This window comes from Sphingomonas sp. EC-HK361 (assembly GCF_902498785.1).
Lineage (GTDB): Bacteria > Pseudomonadota > Alphaproteobacteria > Sphingomonadales > Sphingomonadaceae > Sphingomonas.
In genome coordinates this window covers 164760-185805 of the sequence record NZ_LR701492.1, presented here as the reverse complement: position 1 = coordinate 185805, position 21046 = coordinate 164760, and the positions used below count along the sequence as shown (strand labels likewise).

Genomic DNA, 21046 nt, shown 5'->3' with positions numbered 1-21046 from the left:
CGCGCGGGCACGGCCCGCTAGGGTCGCGCGATGTATCCTCGGGTGGGGCGGCTGGGCGCGGTGTACGGCGTCGCCGCAGGGTTAGCGCTGATCGCGGCGCCTGCTGCCGGGGCGCAGCAGGGCGGCTCATCGCCCGCGCCCGCGCCTCCCCAGACCACCCCGCCGTCCGGTACCCCCGATCCCGATGCGCCGATGGCGGACCTGCCGGGGCTCGGTGTCGCCTGGCCCGATCTCGCGACCGCGCCCGATGCGCCGACCGCGGCCACCACCAATGCGGCGGCGGAGACGCGCTACAGCTGGCGGATCGACGGGCTGGACGGCATCGACAGCGCGGTGCTGCGCAAGCGCTTCGATGATCTGTCGACGCTCAACCAGCATGACGGCGATACGTCGAACGCGGCCCAGCTCGATCGCCGTGCGCGCGAGGATTCGGACCTGCTGACGACGCTGCTGCGCGGCGAAGGCTATTACGACGCCCGCGTCGATACCCGCGTCGATATCACCGCCGGGAAACCGGTCGTCGTGCTGGAAGCCGCGCCAGGCACGCTCTACCGGTTCAAGGGCGTCACCATTGATGGTGTCGCCGCCGCCGGGGCGAAGGCGGATACGCTGACCAAGGCGTTCGGGGTGAAGACGGACGATCCCGTCAACGCCGACACGATCGTCGCGGGGCAGACCGCGCTGACGACCGCGGTCGGCGAGGAGGGCTTTCCCTTCGCAAAGATCGGCGAGCCGGAGATCGTCGTCGATCACGCGACCAAGACCGCGACGCTCGCGCTCGACCTCGCGCCGGGCAGCGTGCGGCGGTTCGGCAAGATCACGACGAATTCCGACAACGGCGTTTTCGGGGCGGGCCATGTGCAGGAAATCGCGCGGTTCGTGCCGGGACAGGAATATGACGCCTCCGCGCTTGACGATCTCAGGCGCGCGCTGATCCAGACCGGCCTCGTCTCGACCGCGGATGTGAAGCCGGTCGAGGGGACCGATCCGGGCACGGTCGATGTCGCGGTGAACCTGGCGCCCGCGCCGCCGCGCACGATCGCGGGCGAACTGGGCTACGGCACCGGCGAAGGCGCGCGCGCCGAGGTCAGCTGGACGCACCGCAACTTCTTCCCGCCCGAAGGTGCGGTGACGCTGCGCGGGGTCGCGGGCACGCAGGAACAGCTCGCCTCGCTCATCTATCGGCGCAACAATTTCCACGGCCGCGACCGCGTGCTGACCGCGCAGATTTCCGCCGCGAACCTGAAACGCAACGCCTATGAGGCGAAGACCTTCTCGCTGTCGGGGAGCCTGGAGCGGCAGACCAACATCTTCTTCCAGAAGGCATGGACATGGTCGCTGGGCGCCGAGCTGGTGACCTCGGACGAGCGCGACGTCATCGTATCCACCGGCGCGCCGCGGCGGCGCACCTATTATATAGGCGCGCTGCCGACCTCGCTCAACTATGACGGGTCGGACGACCTGCTCAACCCGACGCGCGGGTTCCGGCTGGGCGGGCGGTTCAGCCCCGAAGTGTCGCTGCAGGGCGCGACCTTCGGCTATGCGCGGGTTCAGCTCGACGCGAGCGCGTATCAGCCGGTCTCGGACCGTGTGGTTCTGGCAGGCCGGGTGCGGCTGGGCACCATCGCCGGCGCCCCGCGCGATCAGATCGCGCCGTCGCGGCGCTTCTACGCGGGCGGCGGCGCATCGGTGCGCGGGTATGGCTATCAGTCGATCGGCCCGCGCGATCCCAACAACGATCCGATCGGCGGACGGAGTCTCACCGAGTTCTCGATCGAGGCGCGGGTGAAGGCGTTCGGGCCGTTCGGCGTCGTGCCGTTCTTCGATGCGGGCAACATCTACACGTCGCCGCTGCCGAAGTTGCAGGACCTGCGCTACGGCGCGGGCATCGGCGTGCGCTATTATTCGAACTTCGGACCGATCCGTATCGACGTCGGCACGCCGCTGACCCCGCAGCCGGGCGACAGCCGGATCGCGGTCTATGTCTCATTGGGGCAGGCGTTTTGAGACGCTGGCTGCGCTGGATCGCGGTGGCGGTCGTCGGGCTGCTCGCGATCTTCGGCGTTGCGTTGCTTGTCGTCGACAGCGATGTCGGCCACCGCTGGGTGGTCGATCGGATCGGTGCGATCAGGACCGCCAACGGCCTGCGCTTCACGATCGGGCGGATCGACGGGTCGCTTTACGGTCGTGCGACGTTGCGGGACGTGCGGGTCTATGACCGCCAAGGCCTTTTCTTCGTAACCCCGCGCGCGGATCTCGACTGGTCGCCGCTGCTCTGGTTCCGCAATCGGCTGGAAATCGCAGAGCTCCACATTTCACAGGCGACGCTCGCCAGATTGCCCAGAACGACACCGACCGGCAGGCAAGGCCCGCTGCTTCCCGACTTCGATATCCATATCGGACGCCTCGCGGTTGACCGGCTGGTGGTCGACAAGGCTGTGACGGGGGTAGCACGGACCGGGCGGATCAATGGGCGTGCCGATATCCGGGCCGGGCGCGCGCTCGTCGATCTGGCCGCTGTGGTCGATGGCAGCGACCGGCTGAAACTCGCGATCGACGCTGCCCCCGACAAGGACCGGTTCGATATCGATGTGATCGCGCGGGGGACCGCAGACGGGGTGCTCGCGCGGCTGTCGGGTTTCCGCAAGCCGATCGCGCTCGACGTCAGCGGGGACGGTAGCTGGGCGAAATGGGACGGCAGCGCAGTCGCCAAAGTCGGCGGCACGCAGGTGGCCGAACTGCTGCTCGGCAATCGTGCTGGAAGCTACACGCTCACTGGCAACCTGGCGCTCGCCACCGTGACCAAGGGGAAGGTCCAGCGGATGAGCGGGCAGCGCATCCTCGTCAACGGCAACGCGACCTTCGCCAACCGGCGGCTCGACGGCGGGGTGTCGCTGCGATCGAGTGCGCTGGCGATCGATACGACCGGCGTCGTCGATCTGGGCAGCAGCGCGTTTCGCAACCTGCGCATCAAGGCGCGTCTGCTGCGTCCGGCAGCGCTGTTCCCGAACATGACCGCGCGCAACATGGAATTGCGCGCGATTCTCGACGGCGCATTCGGCACCGCGAAGTTCGACTACCGCATCACCGCGGACCGGTTTGCCTTCGACCAGACCGGGTTCGAGGGTGCGCGCGCGGCGGGACATGGCCGGTTCTCCAAGGCGCCGGTGGTCGTGCCGGTGCGCTTTACCGCGCGGCGGGTGACCGGGGTCGGTGATGTCGCGGGGGGCATCCTCGGCAATCTGTCGGTGGACGGCGTGTTGCGCGTCACGTCGAAGCTGGTGACCGGCGACGACCTCAAGCTCTCGTCGGACAAGCTGAAGGGGCGCATCTCGCTCGTCCTCGATCTCGCGACCGGGCGCTATCAGGTCGGTCTCAACGGCGCGCTCGGGCGCTATCTGATCCCCGGGCTCGGCGTCGTCGATGTGACCTCCACCCTGCGCGTCGTGCCGGGGCCTGGCGGGCACGGCACACGCGTCGTCGGGCAGGGAACCGCACAGATGGTGCGGCTCGACAACGCCTTCTTCCGCAGCCTCGCGGGCGGCCTGCCGCGGATCGTGACCGGGCTGGAGCGGACGCCGGACGGCATCCTGCACTTCACCAACCTCGTGCTGACCGCACCCGCGATCCGGCTGACCGGCAACGGCTATCGCCGGCGGGACGGGACCTTCCATTTCGAAGGGCAGGGGCGGCAGGCGACCTATGGACCGCTGACGCTGAAGCTCGACGGCAAGATCGACAAGCCGACCCTCGACCTCGTCTTCGCCAATCCGAACGCAGCGCTGGGGCTGAGCGCGGTCAAGGCGCACCTCGATCCGACCGCGGACGGCTTCGCCTTCACCGCGAACGGCGGATCGCGGCTGGGGCCGTTCGCGGGGCGCGGGCGCATTCTGTTGCCGCGCGGCGGTCAGGCAGCGATCGCGGTGGACGAGCTGGTCGTTAGCGGGACGCGGGCAGCTGGGCTGCTCGCCATCGTCGACGGCGGGTTTGCGGGGACGCTCAAGGTCGCTGGCGGCGGTATCGGCGGCGAGATCGCGCTCCAGCCGGTCGGCGGCATCCAGCAGATCAAGGTGCAGCTTACCGCCGAGAACGCGCAGCTGGCGGGCGCCTGGCGGGTGCGAAGGGCGCGCGTGGACGCGACGATCCTGCTCGACCCCGCCGGCACGACGATCGACGCGACCGCCAGCGGCGTTGGTCTGTCGCGCGGCAAGCTCCGCATCGGGCGCTTCGTCGGCAGCGCGAAGCTTCGCAGTGGCGTCGGCGAGGTGCGCGCATCGATCTCGGGCCAGCACGGCCGCGCGTTCGACATCCAGACGGTCACGCAGATCACCGCCGATCGCTATGTCGTCACCGGGCAGGGCACCGTCGATCGCAAGCCGCTCAAGCTGCTCAGCCCTTCAGTTATCCAGCAGGACGGCGACGGCTGGCGACTGTCCCCGACGAAGTTGAGCTTTGCTGGCGGCGAGGCGACGATCGGCGGGCATTTCTCCACCGCCGGCTCCGCGATCGACGCGACGCTGGCGCGGCTGCCGCTGTCGCTGCTCGACATCGGCTATCCGGGGCTTGGCCTTGGTGGTGCCGCGTCGGGCACGCTGAACTATGCGTGGGTGGGCAGCGGCGCGCCGACCGGCAAGGTCAACCTCACCATCCGTGGGCTTTCGCGCTCCGGGCTGGTGCTGTCGTCGCGGCCCATCGATGTCGGCGTCGCCGGCTTGCTGACCGAACAGCGCGCGGTCGTGCGCGCCGTCATGGCATCGGGCGGCGCGACGATCGGCCGCGCGCAAGCGGTGTTGACTCCGACAGCAGGCGGCGACCTCGCGTCGCGCTACGCCAATGCGGGGGTGTTCGCGCAGCTGCGCTACAAGGGGCCGGCGGACACGCTGTGGCGGCTGACCGGGGTCGAGCTGTTCGATCTGTCCGGCCCCGTCGCGATCGGCGCGGATGTGCGCGGCACCGTCGCGGCACCAGCGATCCGCGGTGTCGTGCGGGCGCAGGGCGCACGGATCGAGAGCGCGACGACGGGAACGGTGCTGACCAACGTGCGGGCGGGCGGCCAGTTCGTCGGCTCGCGGCTGTCGATCGACAGCTTCGCCGCCGACGCGGGTAAGGGCGGGCGCGTCACCGGCAGCGGCCGGTTCGAATTCGCCGCCGCCAACGGCATCGGGCTCGACCTGCAACTTCAGGCCGATCACGCGGTAATGATCGACCGCGACGATATCGGCGCGACGGTGACGGGGCCGATCGTGATCCGGTCAAGCGGGACCGGCGGCGTCATCTCGGGCGATGTCGTGCTCAATCGCAGCCGCTACCGCCTCGGCCAGGCGACCGCGGCGACCGCGGTGCCCAAGCTCAACATCCGCGAGATCAACCTGCCCGGCGGCGGCGAGGAAGACGATGTGCCGACGACGCCGTGGCGGCTCGACCTGAAGGCGCGGTCGCCGGGCAATCTCGCGGTCACCGGACTGGGGCTGACCAGCGAATGGTCGGCCGACCTCCAGATCGGCGGCCAGCCCGACAATCCGGCGATCACCGGCCGCGCCAACCTGGTGCGCGGCGACTTCGAGTTTGCCGGCCGCGAGTTCGAGCTGGCACGCGGCGTCATCCGCTTCGCCGGCGAAGTCCCCGCCAACCCCGCGCTCGATATCGAGGCGAACGCCAACGTCACCGGGCTGAACGCGACGATCCGCGTGACCGGCGTCGCGCAGAAGCCGGAGATCGCCTTCACCAGCGTGCCGGCGCTTCCGCAGGACGAGCTGCTGTCGCGGCTGCTGTTCGGCACCTCGATCACCAACCTGTCGGCGCCGGAGGCGTTGCAACTCGCCGCCGCGGTTGCGGCGCTCCAGAATGGCGGCAACGGGCTGAACCCGATCAACGCGGTGCGCCGCGCGGCGGGGCTTGATCGCCTGCGTATCCTGCCGGCCGATCCGCAGACCGGGCAGGGCACGTCGGTCGCCGCGGGCAAGTATATCACCCGGCGCTTCTATGCCGAGATCGTGACGGACGGTCAGGGCTATTCCGCGACGCAGGTCGAGTTCCAGGTCACGCGCTGGCTCTCGATCCTCTCCAGCATCTCTACGCTTGGGCGGCAGAGCGCGAATATCCGCGTCTCGAAGGATTACTGAGGCTGGCTCCGCAACCGTTGCTGGGCCGTGACGTTTACGCCTGAGTTCGTCGCAACCGGGGCACGATGACCGTACCGCAGACACTTTCGATCCTGACGCTTGTCGGCATGATGGCGCTCTTCATCTGGGGCCGCTTCCGCTACGATGTCACCGCCATCATCGCGCTGCTGGTCGCGCTGTGCCTCGGCATCGTGAGCCCGAAGGACGCGTTCAAGGGGTTCTCCGACGATATCGTCATCATCGTCGGCTCCGCGCTCGTGATCTCGGGAGCGGTCCAGCGCTCCGGCATCATCGAGCGCGCGCTGCGTGCGACTTCGCGGCGGATCACGACCGTCCGCTCGCAACTCCTCGTCCTTACCGGCTCGGTCGGCATAGCCTCGGGGCTAGTCAAGAATATCGGCGCGCTGGCGATGATGATGCCCGCCGCCTTCCAGATGGCGAAGAAGAACGACGCCAGCCCGTCGGTTTTTCTGATGCCGATGGCCTTCGCGTCGCTGCTCGGCGGGCTTGTGACGCTCATCGGCACCTCGCCCAACATCATCGTCAGCCGCGTGCGAGAGCAGATGACCGGATACCCTTTCGGCATGTTCGACTATGCGCCGGTGGGGCTCGTGCTGCTCGCGGTCGGACTCGTCTATCTGCGCTTCGCCTACCGGCTGATCCCGCGGGACCGGCGCGCGGCGCCGACGATGGGCGAGGCGCTCGACATCAAGGGCTATGTGACCGAGGTGACGATCGCACCCGGCTCGCCTGCGATCGGCGAGACGGCCGGCGACTTCCTGAAGCGGCATGAGGACGAGATCGTCATCACCCAGATGCTGCGCGCCGGCCTGCGCAGCGCGGCGCATCACGAGATGCACCTGGAAGAGGGCGACATCCTGATCCTGGGCGGCGAGCCGGACGCGCTGGAACGTGCGATCGCGGGCGACAAGCTGAAGCTGGAGGGCGAGGACCGCGAACATGCGGAGGAAAGCGACGGCGACGAAATCGGCGTCATCGAAGCGGTCATCAACACCGGCTCGATCCTGATCGGATCGACCCCGAGCCAGCTCGCGATCCAGGCGCGCTACGGGGTGAATCTTATCGCGATCTCGCGGTCCGGCGAACGCCTGTCGCGGCGGCTGGCGAACACCGTGCTCAACGCCGGCGACGTCGTCGTCATGCAGGGGCCGCTCGAGCTGATGCCCGAACGGCTGCGCGATCTGGGCTGCCTGCCGCTGGCCGAACGGCAGTTGCGGCTGGGCAGTGCACGGCGCGGATGGCTGCCGATCATCATCCTCGGCATCGCGATGACCGCGACCGCGCTCGGCCTTGTCCCCGTCGCGGTCGCCTTCTTCGCTGCGGCGGGGGCGGTGATCGTGACCGGCGCGCTGCCGGTGCGCGAGGCCTATGACCATGTCGAATGGCCGATCCTCATCATGCTCGGCGCGCTGATCCCGGTGTCGGACTCGCTGCGCACCACTGGCGCGTCGGACGTGATCGCGACCGGGCTTGCGCATGTCGCGCAGACGCTGCCCGCCTGGGGCGCGGTCGGGCTGATTCTCGCGGCGGCGATGGCGGTCACGCCATTCCTCAACAACGCCGCGACGGTGCTGGTCATGGCGCCGATCGCGGCGACCTTTGCGGGCGATCTCGGCTACCGGCCGGAGGCGTTCCTGATGGCGACCGCGGTCGGCGCGGGGTGTGATTTTCTCACCCCGATCGGGCATCAGTGCAACACACTGGTCATGGGGCCGGGGGGATATAAATTCGGCGACTATGCCCGGCTCGGCGCGCCGCTGTCGGTCATCGTGCTGATCGTCGGCACCCCGCTCATTCTTTTTGTCTGGCCGCTTCGCTAGGGCGCTGGCGGCTGCGGCGCGGGAGTGCTACTTACATCTATGTGAGCAACGCGGCCCCCCATCAATATCCGATCGGCATCGATCCCGCCGACATCGACTTCATGGGGCACGTCAACAACGCCAGCTACCTGAAATGGGTGCAGGACGCGGTGATCGATCACTGGCGCTCGCTCGCGCCCGCAGACGCTGTCGCGCAGCATCTCTGGGTCGCGCTGAAGCACGAGATCACCTACCGCAAGCCCACCTTCCTCGGCGATGACGTGATCGCGACCGTGCTGCTCGAAAAGGTGCAGGGCGCGCGCGCTTTCTACGAAACGATCATCAAGCGCGGCGAAGACGTGCTGGCCGAAGTGAAATCGAGCTGGTGCTGCATCGACGCGGAGACGCTCCGCCCCGCACGGCTGGCGCGCGATATCGTCCAGCGCTTCTTCCCGGCGGTGGCAGGCGCTTGAGCGCCAAACACACCCGAACCCGTTCGCACTGAGCTTGTCGAAGTGCCGTTCTTCTCCGAGGCAAGAAAATAAGGGGCTTCGACAGGCTCAGCCCGAACGGAAATTAGATTGGATCCAATACATCATTTTGTCCTAGCCGCGCGGCAACGACGGCGCTCCCGCATCGAGCGCGAGGTTGGCATCGGAAAACCGGATCGGCGTGCGCAGCCCCGCGATCGGTCGTGCGTCGTTCGCCGATAGCACCATGCCGCGCGCCGCAACCTGCGGGTCATTCAAGGCCTGTTCGACGGTGTTGATGGGTCCTGCCGGCACGCCCGCGGCTTCCAGCTTCGAAAGCAGAGCGTCGCGTGCGAAGGTGCGGGTGCGCATTTCGATCAGCGCGAACAGCGGGTCGCGGTGATCGATGCGGCCGGCGTTGGTCACCCAGCGCGGGTCTTCATCGATCCCGACGACTGCGCAGAACCGGCGATACTGCGCGTCGTTGCCCACCGCCAGGATGAACCAGCCATCGGCGCACGGGAAGACGGCGTAGGGCGACACGTTCATATGCGCATTGCCCATCCGCGCCGGGTTTTCACCGCTCGCGAAGTAGTTCGCCGCCTGATTCGCGAGCACGCCCGTCATCGTGTCGAGCAGCGCCATGTCGATCTGCTGCCCGCGGCCGGTGCGTTCGCGCATCAGGAGTGCGGCCTGGATGCCGATCGTCGCGTAGAGCCCGGTCATGATGTCGGCAAAGGCGACGCCGATCTTCTGCGGCGCGCCGTCGGGTTCGCCGGTCAGCGACATGATCCCGCCCATGCCCTGGATGATGAAGTCGTAGCCCGCACGCGGCGCATAGGGGCCGTCCTGCCCGAAACCGGTGATCGAGCAGTAGACGAGGCGCGGGTGCTCGGCGGCGAGCGAGGCATAGTCGAGGCCGTATTTGGCGAGGCCGCCGACCTTGAAGTTCTCGATCACGACATCGGCGTCGGCGATCAGCGCTTTTACCCGGGTGACGTCGTCGGGATCGGTGAAGTCCGCGACGATCGAGGTCTTGCCGCGGTTGCAGGCGTGGAAATAGGCGGCGGAGCGGTCACCGTCCGCGGTCTCGACGAAGGGCGGACCCCAGGTGCGGGTGTCGTCGCCAGCGGGGCTTTCGACCTTGACGACCTCGGCACCCAGATCGGCGAGGATCTGCCCCGCCCACGGGCCTGCAAGGATGCGGGCGAGTTCGACGACCTTGATGCCGGTGAGGGGGTGGGGCTTAGCCACTATTGTGCTCCCGCGAAGGCGGGAGCCCAGTCTGGATCCCCGCCTTCGCGGGGATACATCTCGCCCCGATCAAAACGCCGCGATCCCCGTGATCGCGCGGCCAAGGATCAGCGCATGCACGTCATGCGCGCCTTCATAGGTGTTCACCGTCTCAAGGTTCATCAGGTGCCGCATGACCTGATACTCGCCCGAAATCCCGTTGCCGCCGTGCATGTCGCGGCTCATCCGCGCGATATCGAGCGCCTTGCCGACATTGTTGCGCTTGACGATCGAGACCATTTCCGGCGCGAACCGCCCCTCGTCCATGAGCCGCCCGACCCGCAGGCTCGCCTGTAACCCAAGCGCGATCTCGGTTTCCATATCGGCCAGCTTCTTCTGGTAAAGCTGGTTCGCCGCCAGCGGCTTGTTGAACTGCGCGCGGTCCAGCCCGTATTGCCGCGCGGCGTGGAAGCAGAACTCCGCTGCGCCCATCGCGCCCCAGGAAATCCCGTAGCGCGCGCGGTTGAGGCAGCCGAACGGACCCTTCAGTCCCTGAACATCGGGAAGCAGCGCGTCCTCGCCGACCTCGACCTCGTCCATCATCACCATCCCGGTGATCGACGCGCGCAAGCTCAACTTGTTCTCGATCTTCGGCGCGCTCAGCCCTTTCATGCCCTTTTCGAGCACGAACCCGCGGATGCCGCCGCCATGCGCGTCGCTCTTCGCCCAGATGACGAAGACATCGGCGATCGGCGAGTTGCTGATCCACGTCTTGGACCCGGAAATCCGGTAGCCGCCGTCGACCTTCGTCGCGCGGGTCTTCATGCCGCCGGGGTCGGAGCCCGCATCGGGCTCGGTCAGCCCGAAACAGCCGATCCATTCGCCTGTCGCGAGCTTCGGCAGATATTTCCGCTTCTGCGCTTCCGAGCCATATTCGTTGATCGGGAACATCACGAGGCTCGACTGGACGCTCATCATCGATCGGTAGCCCGAGTCGATCCGCTCCACCTCGCGCGCGACGAGTCCGTAGGAGACGTAGGACGCGCCGACGCCGCCATATTCCTCCGGGATCGTCGGCCCGAGCAGCCCCAGTTCGCCCATCTCCCGGAAGATCGCCGGATCGGTAAGCTCGTTGGCGAACGCATCGATGATGCGCGGCGCGAGCTTGTCCTCGGCATAGGCGCGCGCGGTGTCGCGGATCATCCGCTCGTCGTCGGTCAGCTGCTCGTCGAGAAGGAAGGGGTCCGACCAGTCGAAAGGGCCCATGCCGGCCATGTGCGTGTCTCCTTTGATCGGACGCGGTAAGGCCGGCGGGGGGGCAAAGTCCACCCCCGCCGCACGGCCGAACCGCAGATCAATAGGCGATGCGCGTCGCCTTCACCCCGTCCTTTGCCAGCATCGCCTGCACGCTTTCGCTGCCCGCCAGATGCCCCGCGCCGACCGCGACGAAGACGGTGCCCGGCTTCGCCATCCGTGCCTCGATCCACTTCGCCCAGCGCGCGTTGCGATCGGCGAGCAGCACCTTGCCGAGTTCGGGCGTCGTCTTCAGGTCCTCGTTCAGCAGCTTCGCCAGCTTGTCGGGATCGCCCGCCGCCCAGTCGTCGACCATCTCGCTCATCGTCGAACCCAGCTTGGGCAGTTCGTCGAGCGTGCTCGTCAGGAACGATAGCTGCGCGGTATCCGAAAGCCCCGCGAAATAGCCGAGCTGCTGTTCGGCGGTTTCCAGCCCCTCGATCCGCTTGTTCCCGGCCTTGGCGGCGGTGGTCAGCACCTCCTCCGGCCCGTTCGCCTGATCGTAGCCGAGCTTGCCGAGCGGCACGACCGACAGCGTCGTCGCGGCCAGCCACGGCTTCACCCGGTCGAGCGCGGTGGCGGGCAGGCCGAGATCGGTCACCGCCTTGATGAACACCGGGCGCTTGTCGGCGGGCAGGCGCTCGGTGAGCGTCGGACCGGTCGGGTTCGCGCCCTTTGCCTGCACCAGCCCCTGCATCGTCGCGGTATCGGGCATGACGAGTTCGAGGACGAGCGTGTCGGACTTGTCGAACGCGGTCTTCACCGCCTCGTCGAACCAGGTCAGGCCTGGCTTCAGGACATGGACGGTGCCGAACAGGTAGATCGTCGTGTCCTGGTCCTTCACCACCCACAGCGCCGGATCGGCATCGTTGGCGGACCTGGGCGCGGTTTGGGCGCAGGCCGGGAGCGATGCGGTGGCGAGAAGGAGGGCGGCGGCGCGGCCGAGGGTCTTGAGCGGATGTGCGGTCACGGACGGGTCCTGGATTGTCTCGAACCGCGTGGATGTAGGGGCGCCTGGGTTAATACGCCACAACCGGCCACTTGCCTCCTTGCCGGCCATCCGCCAAAGCCGCGCGCGTGACAGACGCGACACCGACCCGGCCGCTTTCCTTCCAGGCGATGATCCTCGCGCTCCACGCCTATTGGAGCCGCCACGGCTGCCTGATCCTCCAGCCCTACGACATGGAGATGGGCGCCGGCACGTTCCACACCGCGACGACGCTGCGCGCGCTCGGGCCGGACCCGTGGAACGCCGCCTTCGTCCAGCCCTGCCGCCGCCCCACCGATGGCCGCTACGGCGAGAACCCCAACCGGCTCCAGCATTATTATCAGTATCAGGTGATCCTGAAGCCGAGCCCGCCCGACCTCCAGGCGCTCTATCTCGGCTCGCTCGAGGCGATCGGCATCGATCCGCTGCTCCACGACATCCGCTTCGTCGAGGACGACTGGGAAAGCCCGACGCTGGGCGCATGGGGGCTCGGCTGGGAAGTCTGGTGCGACGGCATGGAGGTGACGCAGTTCACCTATTTCCAGCAGATGGGCGGCTTCGACTGCAAGCCCGTCGCGGGCGAGCTGACCTACGGGCTCGAGCGGCTGGCGATGTATATCCAGAACAAGGACAGCGTGTACGATCTGGCTTTCAATGATGCCGGCGTGACTTATGGCGACGTGTTTCTCGAAAACGAGAAGCAAATGTCGAAGTGGAACTTCGAGATCGCCGATACCGACACGCTGTTCGACCTGTTCCGCAAGGCGGCGGCCGAGTGCGAGAATTGCCTCTCCGCTGATCTGCCGATCCCGGCCTATGAACAGGCGATCAAGGCGAGCCACACCTTCAACCTGCTTCAGGCCCGCGGCGTGATCTCGGTCGCGGAACGCCAAGCCTATATTGGACGGGTGCGCGACTTGGCGAAGGGGGCGTGCGCGGCATGGATGACGAAGAACGGATGGGCGGCGTGAGCGTGCTCACGCCAAGGTGCCAGGTCTGTCCTGAGCTTCGTCGAAGGGGCGCAAAGACGAAGAGTTTCACGCGGAGGCGCGGAGACGCGGAGGTGGTGTGTCTGCCGCGCCAGCGGCTTTCAAATCACTCGCGCCTGGCAAGCGATAAGGTCGCGCTGACGCGCGACGATCGACACCCTCTATCTTTGCGCCCCCTCGACGAAGCTCAAGGCAGGCTTCGCGCCCTGTCTCGTGCCGCATCTTCTTCTCTCCGCGTCTCCGCGCCTCCGCGTGAATCAAAATGACCGACTTCCTCCTCGAACTCCGCTCCGAAGAAATCCCCGCCCGCATGCAGGCGAAAGCGCGCGAGGACCTGGCCCGCCTCTTTACCGCAGAACTTGCCACCGCCGGCCTCAGGGCCGAGCGCATCACCACCTACGCCACCCCGCGCCGTCTCGCGCTCATCGCGCATGGCCTCCCGGAGCAGGCCGAAGCGACCGCCGAGGACGTGAAAGGCCCGCGCACGTCCGCGACGCCGCAGGCGCTGGAGGGATTTCTGCGCAAGACCGGGCTGACGCAGGACCAGCTCGTCGATCGCGACGGCGTGTGGTTCGCGGTGATCGAGCGTGCCGGTCGCGCGACCGCTGATGTGCTCGCCACCGCAATCCCCGCGATCGTCCGCGCCTTCCCCTGGCCCAAGTCGATGCGCTGGGGCGAGGCGTCCGCCTCCACCGAATCGCTGCGCTGGGTCCGCCCGCTGCAAGGCATCGTCGCGCTGCTGGGCGGTGCGGTGGTGCCTTTCGAGATCGCCGGAATCGCCAGCGGCAACGCCACCGTCGGCCACCGCTTCCACAGCCCCGGCACGATCGCCCTCACCGGTGCTGGCGCCTATGTCGAACAGCTGCGCGACGCGCATGTCATCGTCGATCAGGACGAGCGCCGGTCGATCATCGCGCTCGGCGCGACGATGGCGGCGCGCAAGGCCGGGCTCGAGCTCGTCCAGGATGAAGGGCTGCTGGTCGAGAATGCCGGCCTCACCGAATGGCCGGTGCCGCTGCTCGGCCGTTTCGACGAAGCCTTTCTCGACGTGCCGCCGGAGGTGATCCAGCTCACCGCGCGGGTGAACCAGAAATATTTCGTGTGCCGCGACGGCGCCGGGGCGCTTGCGAATGCCTTCATCTGCACCGCCAACATCGACGCGTCGGACGGCGGCGCGAAGATCGTCGAGGGCAACCGCAAGGTCCTCGCCGCGCGGCTTTCGGATGCGAAGTTCTTCTACGACACCGATCTCAAGGTGCTGCTCGAGGATCAGGCGAAGAAGCTCGAGAAGATCGTCTTCCACGACAAGCTCGGCACCGTCGCCGACAAGGTCGACCGCGTCGCGAAGCTCGCGCGCTGGCTGGTGGAAGAAGGGATCGTCGGCTCGTCTCCCCTCCCTGCACGCAGGGAGGGGCCGGGGGTGGGTGCGCTCGGGGAGATCGCTTCGCCAACCACGAGCCGACCCACCCCCGCCCCCTCCCTTCCAGGGAGGGGAGAGTTGGCCGACCTCGCCGAACGCGCCGCGCGGCTCGCCAAGGCCGATCTCGTCACCGGCATGGTCGGCGAGTTCCCCGAACTGCAGGGCGTGATGGGCGGCTACTACGCCCGCGCGCAGGGCGAGGACCCCCGCGTCGCGGACGCGATCCGCGACCACTACAAGCCTGTCCCGAGCAAAGTCGAGGGGCCGGTGGGGCAGGGCGACGACGTGCCAATCGATCCGGTGACGGTGGCGGTGTCGCTGGCGGACAAGCTGGATACGTTGGTTGGATTCTTCGGCGAGGATTTACCTCCGACCGGATCGCGAGACCCTTTCGCACTTCGCCGCGCAGCGATTGCCGTTTTGCAATTGCTATTCGCAAGTAGGGTCAGGATCTGTCTGCGATACATGTTGGCGAAGCATGCATTGCCGCTTGGCGCGCGCAACTTCCCGGCCGGCGATGGTATCAGGCGCGATTTGTTCGAACGGTCGGATCGGCTGCTAATTAAGGCGCTTACAACGACCGTCGATGCGGCGGTTCTCGAAGAGATTCCTGCTACTCGCACCGCAGTCCAAGAAATTCTGAGCTACGCGGTTTCAACGGCTGATAACCTCCTCGACTTCTTCGCCGACCGCCTCAAAGTCCAGCAACGCGAAGCCGGGGTTCGCCATGACCTGATCGACGCGGTGTTCGCGCTCGGTGGGGAGGATGACCTCGTCCGGCTGCTCGCCCGCGTCCATGCGCTGCAGGCGTTCGTCGCGACCGAGGATGGGGCGAACCTGCTCGCTGGCTACAAGCGTGCGGCGAATATTCTGAAGAAGGAGGGCATTGCTCCCCTCCCTGCACGCAGGGAGGGGCCGGGGGTGGGTGCGTCGCCGGACCACGATGCGCCAGCCACGGGCCGACCCACCCCCGACCCCTCCCTTCCAGGGAGGGGAGAAGGCTACGCCGCAGAGCCCGCGGAGGCGGCGCTCATCGCCGCGCTCGACTCTGCCGAGCCGCAAGCCGCTGCAGCCGTAGCGACGGAGGACTTCGCCGGGGCGATGGCCGCGCTCGCGACGCTGCGTGCGCCGATCGACGCGTTCTTCACCGATGTGACGGTGAACGACGCCGATCCCGCGAAACGCGACGCGCGGCTGGCGTTGCTCGCGCGGGTGCGTTCGGCGGTGCACGGTGTCGCCGACTTCTCGCGGATCGAGGGCTGAGCCGAAAACGCCGCGCTTTCCTTTTCCGAATACCCGGCGCCTCGCCGTTTGCGCGCTTGCATAGCTATTGAAAGATGAGCTGAATCCACTCCGTCCGCTTTCCGGCACGGGGCGCAGGGAGCGTAACCGATTACAGCCGCTGCGCACGCCAAACAGGGCTTGCAAACCCCCGGCAAAGCGTGTGGTGCGGTGCACAACATACGTATGTGAGGAGGCGTGACGATGGCGACCGCAGCGAACCCGGCACCGGAGGCGCGCTACGTCTATCGCTTCGGCGGCGGCGTTTCCGATGGCGGGAAGGGCGACAAGAACCTGCTCGGCGGCAAGGGCGCGAACCTGGCCGAGATGGCGTCGATCGGACTGCCGGTGCCGCCGGGCTTCACCATCTCTACCGCGATGTGCGCGCGCTATTATGACGAGGGCGAGGCGTTTCCCGAGAGTCTCCGTGCCGAGGTCGCAGACGGCCTCGCGCATATCGAGGCGGTGACGGGCAAGCGCTTCGGCGACGCGGCCGATCCGCTGCTCGTCTCGGTCCGTTCGGGCGCGCGGGTGTCGATGCCGGGGATGATGGATACCGTCCTCAACCTCGGGCTGAACGACGCGACCGTCGAGGGGCTGGCCGCCGTGTCGAGCGACGCGCGCTTTGCCTGGGACAGCTATCGTCGCTTCATCCAGATGTATGCCGATGTCGTGCTGGAGCTCGATCACGGTGCGTTCGAGGAAGCGCTGGAGATCGCGAAGGAGGATAACGGCTATTATCTCGACACCGATCTCACCGCCGACGACCTGAAGGCGCTCGTCGCGACCTACAAGGGTCTGGTCGAGGAGCAATGGGGCAAGCCCTTCCCGCAGGACGTGCACGACCAGCTCTGGGGCGCGGTCGGCGCGGTGTTCGGATCGTGGCAGTCGGAGCGCGCGAAGGTCTATCGCCGGCTGAACGACATCCCCGGCGACTGGGGCACCGCGGTCAACGTGCAGGCGATGGTCTTCGGCAATATGGGCGAAACCTCGGCGACCGGTGTCGCCTTCACCCGTGATCCGTCCAAAGGCGACCGTGCATATTACGGCGAGTTCCTCATCAACGCGCAAGGCGAAGACGTCGTCGCCGGCATCCGCACGCCGCAATATCTGACGCTGAAGGCGCGCGAGGAGGCGGGGGCCAAGCCGGCGTCGATGGAAGAGGCGATGCCCGCGGTCTATGCCGAGCTTGCGGCGGTGTTCGACCGGCTGGAAGACCATTACCGCGACATGCAGGACATTGAATTCACGGTGCAGCAGGGAAAGCTCTGGATGCTCCAGACGCGCTCCGGCAAGCGCACCGCCAAGGCCGCGCTGAAGATCGCGGTGGACATGGCGGGCGAGGGGCTGATCACCCGCGACGAGGCGGTGCTGCGCGTCGATCCGGCTGCGCTGGACCAGCTGCTCCATCCCACGCTCGATCCCGATGCGACGCGTGACGTGCTGACCAAGGGTTTGCCAGCCTCGCCGGGCGCTGCGTCGGGCAAGGTCGTGTTCGATGCCGATACCGCGGAGAAGCGCGCCGCGGCCGGCGAAGCGGTGATCCTGGTGCGCACCGAAACGAGCCCCGAGGACATTCACGGCATGCACGCGGCCAAGGGCATCCTGACCGCGCGCGGCGGGATGACCAGCCACGCCGCCGTCGTCGCGCGCGGCATGGGTCGGCCGTGCGTTTCGGGCGCGGGTACGCTTTCGATCGACGCGAAGGCGAGGGTGATGCGCGTCGGCGCGCGCGAGGTGCGCGAGGGTGATACGCTGACCATCGACGGCACGACTGGCGAAGTGATGATCGGCAGTGTCGCGACCGTCCAGCCCGAGCTCTCCGGTGATTTCGGCACGCTGATGGCCTGGGCGGATGTCGCGCGCCGGCTGAAGGTGCGCACCAATGCCGAGACGCCTGCCGATTGCCGCACCGCGCGTGAGTTCGGTGCGGAAGGCATCGGGCTGTGCCGGACGGAACATATGTTCTTCGAGGCGTCGCGGATCACCGCGGTCCGCCAGATGATCCTCGCGACCGACGAGAAGGGCCGGCGCGCCGCGCTGGAGAAGCTCCTTCCCGAACAGCGCAAGGATTTCACCGAGATCTTTGAGGTGATGGCAGGGTTGCCGGTGACGATCCGCCTCCTCGATCCGCCGCTCCACGAGTTTCTGCCGCACGAGGAAGCCGAGTTCGCCGACGTGGCGGCCGCGACCGGGGTGAGCGTGGATCAGCTCAAACGCCGCGCGAGCGAACTGCACGAGTTCAACCCGATGCTCGGCCATCGCGGCTGCCGGCTCGGCGTCACCTATCCGGAAATCTACGAGGTGCAGGCGCGGGCGATCTTCGAGGCGGCACTCGACGTGGCGGACAAGTCAGGCGAGGCTCCGATTCCCGAGGTGATGATCCCGCTCGTCGCGACGAAACGCGAGCTCGATCTGATGAAAACGGTCGTCGACAAGGCCGCCGAGGCGGTGTTCGCCGAACGCGGCCACGCACTCGACTATCTCGTCGGCACGATGATCGAGCTACCCCGCGCGGCGCTGCGCGCCGGCGAGATCGCCGAGAGCGCGGAGTTCTTTTCGTTCGGGACCAACGATCTGACCCAGACGACGCTGGGGGTCAGCCGCGACGACGCTTCACGATTCCTGACCAGCTATGTCGAACAGGGGATCTACGCCAAGGATCCGTTCGTCTCGATCGACGTGGACGGTGTCGGCGAGCTGGTGAAACTGGCCGCCGAACGCGGCCGCGCGGCGCGCGCCGGGCTGAAACTGGGCATTTGCGGCGAACATGGCGGCGATCCGGCGTCGATCGCCTTTTGCGAAGACGTCAGGCTCGATTACGTCAGCGCCTCGCCCTACCGCGTGCCGATCGCGCGCCTTGCCGCGGCGCAGGCGGCGCTGAAGGCGCGCTGATCGGTTGCGTCAGCCGTTAGTGCCGATGCGGTTGCCGCGGCCGAACCAGCCGCCGCGATTGCGGTAAGGGCGTGTCTCGGTGAGGGGGCGGTCCGCAGGCACCGCGCGGTCACGCGGCGCGATCGTCGCGGCGGTCACCGGTGCAGCCTTTGCAAGCCGGTTGTTCTCGCGCTCCAGCTCGTCGGCACGCGCACGCTCGGCGGCGAGTGCCGCGTCATGCTCCTTGCGCGTGCCGGCATAGGTGTCGCGCTCCGCGGCGACGCGGGCATCGGCGTCCTTTCGCGCCAGTGCATGCGCCTCGCGCTCCTGGGCATAGCGCTCTTTCCAGCGGCGGCCGCCGGGATGGCTGGCCAGCCCGAACAGCCATCCCGCGATCAGCGCGACGGCAAGGGCGGCATATTGCGTCGGGGTGGTGAAAAGCATCGTAGAAGCTCCTGTTACGGGAACCCAACTATCGCCGCGCTCAGGCGTTCCGGGCCCGCCGCAGCAGGCCCGGACGCAGGATCAATGTCCGCCGTGGATGAACGAGTCGCTGATCGAGCAGGCTGCCGGGCCGAGGATGACGATGAACAGCACCGGCAGGATGAACAGGATCAGCGGCACCGTCATGATCGCCGGCAGCCGCGCGGCCTTTTCCTCGGCGCGCATCATGCGTTCGTGGCGGAATTCGGCCGACAGCACGCGCAGCGCAGAGGCGAGCGGGGTGCCGTATTTCTCGGTCTGCACCATCGTGGTGACGACGCCGCGCACTGCTTCCAGATCGACACGGGTGGCCAGATTGTCGAACGCCTGACGGCGATCGGTCAGGAACCCGAGTTCGATCGCGGTCAGCGCGAATTCGTCGCCGAGTTCGGGATAGGCCTTGCCCAGCTCGCGCGCGACGCGGTGGAAGGCGGCATCGACGGTCAGGCCAGCCTCGGCGCAGATCACGAGCAGGTCGAGCGCATCGGGCAAGCCCTTGCGGATCGCGCCGCTGCGCTTCGTTACCTTGTTCTTGAGATAGAGATCGGGCGCCTTGTAGCTGAGGATGAAGGTGACCGCGACGATGCCGTAGCGCTTCAGCGCCGAATAATCGGCGAACATGTCGGTGCCGTAGACGATGTAGAGCATCAGCCCGCCGACCACGATCGGCAGCGCGAGCCGGCCGAAGATGACCGCCACCGCCCATTCCTTCTTGCGGATGCCGGCCTGGAGCAGCTTCACCTGCACCGCCTTCACCTGCTCGTCCTGCAGAACCTTCAGCGACGACAGCACGCTGCGCAGGCGATCCGCGGTTTCGTTCTTCTGGACGAGTTTCGCCCGCCGCTTCGACGTGGAGGCGGTGATGCCGGCCTTCAGCTGCTCGCGGCGATCGTTGAGCGCCTTCACGCGCCGCGCCATCGGATCGCGCACGCTGAGCGCGGCGTAGATCGCGACGAGCACCGCAAAGGCCGCAACGCCCGAAAGCAGCGTCGCCACCGAATAGACGTCGATCCCCAGAAGGGTCGGGCCGCCGCCGGGCACTGTCGAAGGTCCCATGGTTCTGCCGCCCTCAGATTTCGAAGTTGATCATCTTGGCCATGATGAAGGCGCCGATCGCCATCCAGACCAGGCCGCCGCAGCCAGCGATGATGAGCCGCGGATCGCTAAAGAAGTTCTGCATGTAGCTGCCGTTGATCATCCAGATCATGCCGAACACGATGAAGGGCAGCGCGCCGATGATATAGGCCGACGCCTTGGATTCCGACGACATCGCGCGGATCTTCAGCTTCATCTGCATGCGCTGGCGCAGCACGTTGGCGAGGTTCGACAGTGTTTCGGCCAGGTTGCCGCCCGTCTCACGCTGGATCGCAATGGTGATGACGAAGAACTGGAATTCGGGCGTGCCGAGCCGGTCCGCGGTGTCCTGAAGCGCCGCATCCATCGACCGGCCGATCTTCATCTTGTCGGACACCGAGCGGAATTCCTCGCCGACCGGGCCGGGGACTTCGGAAGCGACGACGCTCATCGTCTCGGTGATCGGCAGGCCCGAACGCAGGCCGCGAACCAGCAGTTCGATCGCATCGGGGAACTTCGCGTTGAACTTCGCGATGCGCTTCTTGATAAACATACCGACGAGGAAATGCGGCAAGCCGGCGCCGACGCCGAGCCCGACGAACAGCGCGAGCAGCAGCGGCAGGCCACGCAGCGACAGCAGCAGCGCGAGAACGACCGCGATGCCGAGCGTCGCCATGCCGTACTGGCCGACCGACCAGGACTTGCCCGTCATCGCCAGCCGCTTCTTGAGCTGGGCGACATTGGGCAGGAAGCGGCCTGCCGCCACGTCCATCTTGGTCGCGCTGCGCCCGGTGATGCGACGGAACTGCGCTTCCATCGCGGCGCGCGGCGCGGTCGAGTGGCGTTCGCGCAGCGTCGCGAGCCGGCGGTTGCCCGCCTTGGCCGTGGATGGCCCCGAAAAGGCGAGCACGACCATCGCCAGAATGACAAACAGCCCACCGCCCAGGACGATCACCGGCATCATTCGCTCACTCCCTCACCCTGCGCCGCGGCGCTGCG

The 21046-nt window shown here is 67.4% G+C and carries 13 protein-coding genes; 7 read left to right on the top strand and 6 right to left on the bottom strand.

Going from position 1 to position 21046, the window contains the following annotated elements; genetic code table 11:
- Positions 1 to 30: 30 nt before the first annotated feature.
- The 4 genes from BOS5A_RS01245 (at position 31) to BOS5A_RS01230 (ending at position 8415) form a co-directional block, all read left to right on the top strand.
- Positions 31 to 2007 (top strand): autotransporter assembly complex protein TamA, encoded by a 1977-nt coding sequence (locus tag BOS5A_RS01245; protein ID WP_151953396.1) that lies wholly within the window; start codon positions 31 to 33, stop codon positions 2005 to 2007.
- Positions 2004 to 6122: a translocation/assembly module TamB domain-containing protein gene (locus BOS5A_RS01240; protein WP_234419142.1), complete on the top strand. Its 4119-nt coding sequence runs from the start codon at positions 2004 to 2006 to the stop codon at positions 6120 to 6122. The genes BOS5A_RS01245 and BOS5A_RS01240 overlap by 4 nt, the downstream gene beginning before the upstream one ends.
- Before the next feature lie 65 nt (positions 6123 to 6187).
- A complete protein-coding gene (locus BOS5A_RS01235) occupies positions 6188 to 7963 on the top strand; it encodes an SLC13 family permease (protein WP_151953395.1) in 1776 nt (591 codons plus the stop codon).
- A gap of 41 nt (positions 7964 to 8004) precedes the next feature.
- On the top strand, positions 8005 to 8415 hold the full coding sequence (locus BOS5A_RS01230; RefSeq protein ID WP_151953394.1) for an acyl-CoA thioesterase: 411 nt from the start codon (positions 8005 to 8007) through the stop codon (positions 8413 to 8415).
- Between the two features lie 132 nt (positions 8416 to 8547).
- Here BOS5A_RS01230 and BOS5A_RS01225 read toward each other — a convergent pair whose 3' ends face one another.
- The 3 genes from BOS5A_RS01225 to BOS5A_RS01215 form a co-directional block, all read right to left on the bottom strand.
- Positions 8548 to 9666: a CaiB/BaiF CoA transferase family protein gene (locus BOS5A_RS01225; RefSeq protein ID WP_151953393.1), complete on the bottom strand. Its 1119-nt coding sequence runs from the start codon at positions 9664 to 9666 to the stop codon at positions 8548 to 8550.
- Positions 9667 to 9735: 69 nt separating this feature from the next.
- Complete coding sequence (locus BOS5A_RS01220; RefSeq protein ID WP_151953392.1) at positions 9736 to 10920, bottom strand: acyl-CoA dehydrogenase; 1185 nt, start codon at positions 10918 to 10920, stop codon at positions 9736 to 9738.
- Between the two features lie 79 nt (positions 10921 to 10999).
- Positions 11000 to 11908: a TraB/GumN family protein gene (locus tag BOS5A_RS01215; protein ID WP_234419141.1), complete on the bottom strand. Its 909-nt coding sequence runs from the start codon at positions 11906 to 11908 to the stop codon at positions 11000 to 11002.
- Between the two features lie 149 nt (positions 11909 to 12057).
- On the opposite strand from BOS5A_RS01215, the gene BOS5A_RS01210 reads away from it, so the two are divergent.
- From BOS5A_RS01210 to ppdK, 3 genes are all read left to right on the top strand, one after another.
- A complete protein-coding gene (locus BOS5A_RS01210; protein WP_151953444.1) occupies positions 12058 to 12897 on the top strand; it encodes a glycine--tRNA ligase subunit alpha in 840 nt (279 codons plus the stop codon).
- A gap of 280 nt (positions 12898 to 13177) precedes the next feature.
- Complete coding sequence (glyS, locus tag BOS5A_RS01205; RefSeq protein ID WP_151953391.1) at positions 13178 to 15598, top strand: glycine--tRNA ligase subunit beta; 2421 nt, start codon at positions 13178 to 13180, stop codon at positions 15596 to 15598.
- A 222-nt stretch (positions 15599 to 15820) separates the two neighbouring features.
- Complete coding sequence (gene ppdK / locus BOS5A_RS01200; protein WP_151953390.1) at positions 15821 to 18511, top strand: pyruvate, phosphate dikinase; 2691 nt, start codon at positions 15821 to 15823, stop codon at positions 18509 to 18511.
- A gap of 9 nt (positions 18512 to 18520) precedes the next feature.
- Here ppdK and BOS5A_RS01195 read toward each other — a convergent pair whose 3' ends face one another.
- From BOS5A_RS01195 to BOS5A_RS01185, 3 genes are all read right to left on the bottom strand, one after another.
- The gene (locus tag BOS5A_RS01195) at positions 18521 to 18934 is read right to left on the bottom strand and encodes a hypothetical protein (RefSeq protein WP_151953389.1); all 414 of its coding nucleotides are present in this window, start codon (positions 18932 to 18934) and stop codon (positions 18521 to 18523) included.
- 81 nt (positions 18935 to 19015) lie between these two features.
- Positions 19016 to 20029 carry a type II secretion system F family protein gene (locus tag BOS5A_RS01190; RefSeq protein WP_199857159.1) on the bottom strand — a complete coding sequence of 338 codons (1014 nt, stop codon included), beginning with the start codon at positions 20027 to 20029 and terminating at the stop codon, positions 19016 to 19018.
- Positions 20030 to 20042: 13 nt separating this feature from the next.
- A complete protein-coding gene (locus tag BOS5A_RS01185) occupies positions 20043 to 21011 on the bottom strand; it encodes a type II secretion system F family protein (protein ID WP_151953388.1) in 969 nt (322 codons plus the stop codon).
- Positions 21012 to 21046: the final 35 nt, after the last annotated feature.

Excerpts from the sequence above, each read along its gene's own strand:
- BOS5A_RS01245 (WP_151953396.1), top strand. The coding sequence starts at position 31 with ATGTATCCTCGGGTGGGGCGGCTGGGCGCGGTGTACGGCGTCGCCGCA.
- BOS5A_RS01235 (WP_151953395.1), top strand. The coding sequence starts at position 6,188 with ATGACCGTACCGCAGACACTTTCGATCCTGACGCTTGTCGGCATGATG.
- BOS5A_RS01220 (WP_151953392.1), bottom strand. The coding sequence starts at position 10,920 with ATGGCCGGCATGGGCCCTTTCGACTGGTCGGACCCCTTCCTTCTCGAC.
- BOS5A_RS01210 (WP_151953444.1), top strand. The coding sequence starts at position 12,058 with ATGATCCTCGCGCTCCACGCCTATTGGAGCCGCCACGGCTGCCTGATC.
- glyS (WP_151953391.1), top strand. The coding sequence starts at position 13,178 with ATGACCGACTTCCTCCTCGAACTCCGCTCCGAAGAAATCCCCGCCCGC.
- ppdK (WP_151953390.1), top strand. The coding sequence starts at position 15,821 with ATGGCGACCGCAGCGAACCCGGCACCGGAGGCGCGCTACGTCTATCGC.
- BOS5A_RS01195 (WP_151953389.1), bottom strand. The coding sequence starts at position 18,934 with ATGCTTTTCACCACCCCGACGCAATATGCCGCCCTTGCCGTCGCGCTG.
- BOS5A_RS01190 (WP_199857159.1), bottom strand. The coding sequence starts at position 20,029 with ATGGGACCTTCGACAGTGCCCGGCGGCGGCCCGACCCTTCTGGGGATC.
- BOS5A_RS01185 (WP_151953388.1), bottom strand. The coding sequence starts at position 21,011 with ATGATGCCGGTGATCGTCCTGGGCGGTGGGCTGTTTGTCATTCTGGCG.